We start from the raw sequence: 6506 nt of genomic DNA, 5'->3' as shown, positions 1-6506 counted from the left end.
CACCCCCCCAACACCCACCACCACCACATGCGCCCGGCGGATACGCCGAGCGCCTTGTACGCCGTACAGCCGTTCCAGTCCGCCAAAGCGACGCTCCTGCGCTGCATCTTCAACACTCCCTGCCGGGGCTTGCAAAGGCGCTTCGCCGACCATTACTTCAATCGGGAAAGGCGCTCTTTGGCCGCCACAGCCGCCTCGGACTGCGGGTAGGCGCGTACAAGGTCTTCCAGGGTCTTGCGGGCAGTTCGCGTGTCTTTGAGTTCAATCTGGCAGTTGGCAATGGACAAAGCCGCCTCTGGCGCCCGCGCATGAGCCGGGGCATCAGACAACATCAGCTTGAAATTACCAATGGCTTCCTTGTAGTCCCGGGTAGCGTATTGGGCATTCCCAAGCCAGAAACGCGCAGATGGGACAAAACCGCTGCGCGGATACTGCCGCACAAAGGCTGCAAATGCTGCCCCAGCTTCTGGAAACTTGCCTGAGCGAAACACGGCCAGTGCGGCTTCAAAGTCCTTTTTCTCAGCAGGATCTGCCTGGAACTCCTGGCCGTCCAAGGTCACCTTCACAGGTTCAAACTGACGCAGGCGCTCGTCTACCCCCTGGGCGATGTCTTTCTGGCGCCGCTGCAAATCGGCAGCATCACGCAACAACTGTTCGTTCTGGCCGCGAAGTGTGGACTGCTCCGCGCGCAGTGTGTCAATCTGACCTTGCAGATCCAGCAGACTGCGCCGCAGCTGGGCGTTCTCTTCACTGAGCCTGCGCACTTCCTCTGCGGACCGTTGCTGAGACAGCTGCATGCCATCCACGCGCTGCCGCATTTCGAGAATGGCGCGGCGGGCTTCGCCATCTTCAAAAATTGCGGCATGGCCAGTGGGCAGCAAGGTCACGGACAGCATCACTGCCGCCAGCGCCTTGAGCGGGTAGGACAAAGAAATCGTGCGCATCAACGATAGGACAGTTCAGCCCGGCGATTTTGGGCGTGCGCGTCTTCAGAATTGCCTTGGGCTGCTGGTTTTTCCTTGCCAAAGCTCACAGCTTCCATCTGGCTGTCCTGCACGCCGAGCAGAGCCAGCGAACGGCGCACTGCCTCGGCGCGCTTCTGGCCGAGCGCCAGGTTGTACTCACGACCACCTCGGTCGTCCGTGTGGCCTTCAATCATCAGCTTGCGATTGGTGCCGGCCTTGATGAAACGAGAGTGCGCCTCGATCAGCGACTGAAATTCGGGCTTGATCACGTAGCTGTCGTAATCAAAATAAACGATACGGCTCACGCCCACCGGGCCTGCAGCATCGCGGCCCGACTGGCCGAGGTCCACACCAGCAACACCGCTCTGCGCGGTATTGCCAGAGTTGGCGCCAGTATTACCACCCATGGTAGACGTGGCGTTCTTGTCTTCGACCGGCACATCGTCCAGCTTCACGCCAGAGCTGCACCCGGCAACGAGGGCGACAACGGTAAGGGCAAGGGTAAAACGTTTGATCATCCAAAATTCTCCTGAAAACTTGATACTTGAAAGTGCTGATAAGTTCATTGCTTTTGAAACGGGCCCCAATCGGGCTCACGGATATCGCCCGCCTGCCCCGCGAGCCGGGCCTTGATCTTGCCGTCCAGCGTGGTGGTCATGAGCGCTTCACGCCCTTGCTGCTGGGTGGCATAAACGATAAGGCGGCTGTTGGGGGCAAAGCTGGGGTTCTCATCTGCCGTTGTGTCGGTGACCGCATTCACAGTGCCCGCGGACAGGTCCATCACGTGCAGTTTGAAAGCCCCACCGACACGGGAGATGTAGGCCAGCCAGCGGCCATCGGGGCTGACGCTGGGGGAGATGTTGTAGCTGCCGGTAAACGTCACACGTTCCGCGTTGCCGCCAGATGTGGAGACCTTGTAGATCTGCGGCGCGCCGCCACGGTCGCTGACAAAGTAAATGCTGCGGCCGTCACCGGAGAACATGGGCTCCGTGTCGATGCCAGCGCTTTGCATGAGGCGGCGCGGTTCGCCACCGTTGGCGTCGATGGTGTAGAGCTGAGATCCCCCGTCACGGCTGAGCGTCACGGCGAGGGATCGACCATCCGGAGCCCAGGCAGGGGCACTGTTGGACCCCCGGAAATTGGCAATCAGACGCCTGCGGCCGGAGGCCACATCATGCACATAGACCACCGGCTTGCGCGATTCAAACGACACATAGGCCAGTTGCCCCCCGTTGGGCGACCATGCAGGGGAAATGATGGGCTCCGGGCTCGACAGTGCCGATTGGGCATTCTCTCCGTCAGCGTCTGCCACCCACAGGCTGTACCGGGAGCCTGTCTTGGTGACATAGGCGATACGCGTCGAGAAAATGCCGCGCTCGCCCGTCAGCTTTTCATAGATGAAATCCGCAATGCGGTGCGACACCAGGCGCAGATCGCCTTGGGTGACCACAAAGCTTTGGCCACCAAGGTCCTGCCCCTTCACCACATCCCAAAGGCGAAAGCGCACATCGAAACGCCCATCTGCCAGGCGAGTCACACTGCCAGTAGCCAGGGAGTCCGCACTCTTCTGGCGCCACAGTGCGACATCCGGGCGCGCGGTTTCGTCCAGCACCGCGCCGGAGGCGTCTACCGCGCGGAACTGTCCGCTGCGCTCCAGGTCGGCCTGGACGATGGCCGATATTTTCTGGGGAGACTGCGCCTCGCCCCGGAACGGCGCAATTGCGATGGGCAACTGGGTCAAACCAACACCCGTGACCTCAACGCGAAATTGCGCGAGGGCGGGCAGTGCGGGGGTCGAGATCAGCGCAGCCAGCATGTGGCGGCGCAAGGGATGCGGCAAGGCCGCAGGGGATGGGTGTGTTGGGATTCGATCTGTGGTCATTGGCATCCAGCGGTGGCCGAACAAATGCCGAAAGGCAAACCCGAATGTTACACACAGCGGGGAAACCCCTGTGACAAAACGTGCGACCTCCAAACCTATTCGCACCGATTTCTTGCAGCCCACAACCTGCTGCGCAGAAATATCTCACCGGCACCTTGACCGCCCACAACCGTAGAATCCGGGCCACATGCAAGCCACAGATACGGGCACCGCGCCTCCCAACACTCCCTCCCCGCCCGCTGCAAGCCTGGCCACACGCCTGCGCCGACTGTCTGTCTACTTTGGCAACCAGCGAATGGCCTGGAGCCTTGCCGTTGTTGCCACCCTCGTCGGCGCGATCACCGAGCCGCTGATTCCCGCATTGCTGCAGCCCCTGCTGGACCGGGGCTTCACGCAAGGCACCCTCCAACTGTGGATGGTGCCACTGGCCATCCTGGGCGTGTTTTTTGTGCGGGGCGTTGCCCAGTTCGTCGGCCAGTACGCACTGGCACGCATTGCCAACGAAGGCATGCTGACGCTGCGCCAGTCGCTGTTTGACAGGGTGCTGGCTGCCGAGATGGGCCTGTTCTCGCGCCAGTCGGCCAGCACGCTGTCCAACACCGTGGTGTACGAGGTGCAAACCGGCGCAACCCTGCTCGTACAGGCACTGCTAGGGGTGTCGCGCGACGGATTCACACTGGTGGCGCTGCTGGTGTACCTGCTGTACCTCAACTGGCAGCTCACGCTGATCGTCGCCGTGGTCGTGCCGGGCGTGGCGTGGATCATGAAGACCTTGTCCCGGCGCCTTTACCACCTGACCAAAAGCAGCCAGCAGGCCACCGACGAACTCGCCTATGTGGTGGAAGAAAACGTGCTTGCCCACCGCATGGTCCGGCTGCATGGCGCGCAGCCTGGCCAGGCCGGGCGCTTCGCCGCCTTGAGCCAGAGCCTGCGACGCCTGGCGATCAAGTCCACCATCGCCTCCGCAGCCATGACGCCGCTGACGCAGCTACTCGCCGCTGCTGCGCTCTCCGTAGTGATCTGCATTGCCCTGTGGCAAAGCCGCGGCACTGTGGACGCCAAGGATGTCACCGTCGGCGGCTTCGTGTCGTTCATCACGGCCATGCTGATGCTCATCGCCCCCATACGCCGCTTGGCCGATGTCGCCAGCCCGATCACGCGGGGTGTTGCCGCCCTGGAGCGGGGGCTGGCACTGCTGGGAGACACCGGAGCCGAAGCGGGCGGCCAGTTCCGCAAGGACCGCGCCCAGGGGGAGCTGGAACTCAAGCAGGTCACGGTGTCGTTTGGCCCTGACCACGCCCCTGCACTGGACCACATCAGCTTGCGTGTGGAGCCTGGCGAAATCGTCGCACTGGTCGGCCCCTCCGGGGCAGGCAAGACCACGCTGGTCAACCTGTTGCCACGGTTTGTGACGCCCGCTTCGGGTGAAATCCTGGTCGACGGGAACCCGTTGCCAGAGTGGGACCTAGGATCGCTGCGCTCGCAATTCGCCATGGTGAGCCAGGACGTGGTGATGTTCAACGACACCATTGCGGCCAACGTGGCACTGGGACACGCGGTGGATGAAGCACGCGTGCAGGCGTGCCTGGCGGCGGCCAACCTGGCCGAACACGTGGCAGCACTCCCCCAGGGCATGCACACGGTGGTGGGTCACAACGCCACGCAGTTGTCGGGGGGGCAGCGCCAGCGGCTGGCAATTGCGAGGGCGCTGTACAAGGACGCCCCCATCCTGATCCTGGACGAAGCCACCTCGGCGCTGGACACCGAATCCGAACGGCTGGTACAGGACGCCCTTCAGCGCCTGATGCAGGGACGTACCACCTTGGTCATTGCGCACCGCCTGTCCACCATCGAGCATGCCAACCGGGTCATCGTCATGGAGCGTGGGCGCATTGCCGAACAAGGCACACACGCTGAGTTGATGGCGATGGGCGGACTGTACGCACGCCTGCAGGCCCGGCCTGACTCGGGCGAAACCGCCGCATTGCACTAAACACGCCATTGCGCGCTAACCGGCCCGCGACAACGGCCGATCCCAGCGCTACATCTACCACCGGCCCCGGTTGGGCTGGCGCTTGCGGATGGCTGCGGCGATTTTGTCGGCAGATTCGGTACGACTCACCCGCAAGGCAAAGTCGGCGGCCGTGAGCCCCAGCTGGTTCTTGAGCGTAGGGTCCGCGCCCTCATCCAGCAGCAGCTGAACGGCCTCGTTGGAACCGTATTGCGCCGCCATCATGAGGGGCGTGGTGCCGTTGGGTGATGTGGCGTCGATGTAGGCATGGTTTTCCAGCAGCAACGCGATGATGGCTACATGCTGGCGCGAACCTGCAGAGGCCGCATAGTGCAAGGGCGCCCAGCCTGTCTTGTTCACATCTGCATCGCGTGCCAGCAGCGCCTTGACGGCTTCCAGATTGCCCTTGAGGGCCGCCATCATCAAGGGACTTTCGTCCTGCGCATTGCGGGCTTCCACGTTCACCTGGCTGGATGCCAGCAAGGCTGCAAACGCTTTGGACGACCCATTCTGTAAAGCGATGGTCAGGCCCACCTGCCCTTTCGGGTCGCGCGTATTGGGATCAAAACCCCTCCGCAACAGCGCGGCAATGGCAGCATCGTCATCACGCAGGATGGCGACAAAAAAATCCTCATAGGCTCCGGCCCAGATGCCGGGGGCGGCAAGCCCCAGCGCCAGGGTGGCCAGCGCATTGCGGCGATGGCAAATCATGCGGTCACTCCCTTGAACAGAATGTCGAAGTTGCGGCTGGTGGCGTCGGCCACTTCCTCCAGCGTCAGCCCCTTGGTCTCGGCCACCTGCCGGGCCACATAAGGCACATACGAGGGATTGTTGGTCTTGCCGCGATACGGCACGGGCGCCAGATAGGGGCTGTCGGTTTCGATCAGCGTGCGGTCCAGCGGCACAAAGGCCACCACGTCGCGCAGCTCCTGGGCGCTCTTGAAGGTCACGATGCCCGAGAAAGAAATGTAGTAGCCCAGATCCAGCGCCGCACGCGCCACCTGCATCGACTCGGTAAAGCAGTGGAAGACACCGCCTGCACGGTTTCCGGGGCCGTCTTCGCCCTCTTCGCGCAGGATGGCGAGGGTGTCGTCCGACGCGCTGCGCGTATGGATGACCAAGGGCTTTTCGCACACCCGGGCCGCGCGAATGTGGTTGCGAAAACGGTCGCGCTGCCACTCCAAATCAGCGATGCTGCGCCCGCCTTTGCGGTCTTCCATGCCGTAGTAGTCGAGCCCCGTTTCGCCAATGGCCACTACGCGCGGCAGGGCAGCACGGTCCAGCAGGTCCTGCACCGACGGCTCGGCAATGCCTTCGTTGTCGGGGTGCACCCCCACCGTGCTCCAGAAGTTGTCGTGGGCCATGGCCAGGGCATGTACCCCGTCGAATTCTTCCAGCGTGGTGCAGATGCAAAGAGCCCGGGTGACCTGTGCCTCGGCCATGGCCTGGCGGATGGCGGGCAGCTGGCTCACCAGTTCCGGAAAATTGAGATGGCAGTGCGAATCAGTGAACATGCGGTTTCAAATTAGTCGTTTCTGGGGCGCAACGCGGGCCGTCAAAGGCGGCGCAGCGCTCTGGAGCAAAGATACGCCATCCGCTCCCTCGTCGTGGGCGCCCATAAAAAATGCCGACCAGCCTGCGCAGGTCG

Annotated in this window: 6 protein-coding genes and 1 pseudogene; 1 reads left to right on the top strand and 6 read right to left on the bottom strand. The window is 62.8% G+C overall.

From position 1 onward, the window contains the following. From NFX52_RS03495 to tolB, 4 genes and pseudogenes are all read right to left on the bottom strand, one after another. Positions 1–153: pseudogene (locus NFX52_RS03495) on the bottom strand (tRNA threonylcarbamoyladenosine dehydratase); the annotation flags it as partial. Further along, positions 153–944, bottom strand: coding sequence for a tol-pal system protein YbgF (ybgF, locus tag NFX52_RS03490; protein WP_055393953.1), 792 nt, complete (start codon positions 942–944; stop codon positions 153–155). The pseudogene NFX52_RS03495 and the gene ybgF, both read right to left, overlap by 1 nt. Beyond that, positions 944–1483: a peptidoglycan-associated lipoprotein Pal gene (gene pal, locus NFX52_RS03485; protein WP_055393955.1), complete on the bottom strand. Its 540-nt coding sequence runs from the start codon at positions 1481–1483 to the stop codon at positions 944–946. Before pal ends, ybgF begins: the two co-directional genes overlap by 1 nt. Before the next feature lie 44 nt (positions 1484–1527). Further along, positions 1528–2847, bottom strand: coding sequence for a Tol-Pal system beta propeller repeat protein TolB (gene tolB, locus NFX52_RS03480; protein WP_055393957.1), 1320 nt, complete (start codon positions 2845–2847; stop codon positions 1528–1530). Positions 2848–3034: 187 nt separating this feature from the next. Between tolB and msbA the strand changes: the two genes are divergently transcribed. Next, positions 3035–4840, top strand: a complete 1806-nt coding sequence (msbA, locus tag NFX52_RS03475) for a lipid A export permease/ATP-binding protein MsbA (RefSeq protein WP_055393959.1) — start codon at positions 3035–3037, stop codon at positions 4838–4840. Positions 4841–4894: 54 nt separating this feature from the next. Here msbA and NFX52_RS03470 read toward each other — a convergent pair whose 3' ends face one another. Both NFX52_RS03470 and NFX52_RS03465 read right to left on the bottom strand, forming a co-directional pair. After that, positions 4895–5569 (bottom strand): ankyrin repeat domain-containing protein, encoded by a 675-nt coding sequence (locus NFX52_RS03470; protein WP_055393961.1) that lies wholly within the window; start codon positions 5567–5569, stop codon positions 4895–4897. Next, entirely contained in the window at positions 5566–6372 is an 807-nt protein-coding gene (locus NFX52_RS03465) for a TatD family hydrolase (protein ID WP_055393963.1), read from the bottom strand. The genes NFX52_RS03470 and NFX52_RS03465 overlap by 4 nt, the downstream gene beginning before the upstream one ends. Positions 6373–6506: the final 134 nt, after the last annotated feature.

The organism is Acidovorax facilis, from assembly GCF_023913775.1.
Classification (GTDB): Bacteria; Pseudomonadota; Gammaproteobacteria; order Burkholderiales; family Burkholderiaceae_C; genus Acidovorax; species Acidovorax facilis.
Note: the sequence above shows the minus strand (reverse complement) of the source record. Positions and strands in the feature narration are given on the sequence as shown.

Bases quoted from the DNA above. Each gene is read 5' to 3' on its own strand.
- ybgF (WP_055393953.1), bottom strand. From the start codon at position 944: ATGCGCACGATTTCTTTGTCCTACCCGCTCAAGGCGCTGGCGGCAGTG.
- pal (WP_055393955.1), bottom strand. From the start codon at position 1,483: ATGATCAAACGTTTTACCCTTGCCCTTACCGTTGTCGCCCTCGTTGCC.
- tolB (WP_055393957.1), bottom strand. From the start codon at position 2,847: ATGACCACAGATCGAATCCCAACACACCCATCCCCTGCGGCCTTGCCG.
- msbA (WP_055393959.1), top strand. From the start codon at position 3,035: ATGCAAGCCACAGATACGGGCACCGCGCCTCCCAACACTCCCTCCCCG.
- NFX52_RS03470 (WP_055393961.1), bottom strand. From the start codon at position 5,569: ATGATTTGCCATCGCCGCAATGCGCTGGCCACCCTGGCGCTGGGGCTT.
- NFX52_RS03465 (WP_055393963.1), bottom strand. From the start codon at position 6,372: ATGTTCACTGATTCGCACTGCCATCTCAATTTTCCGGAACTGGTGAGC.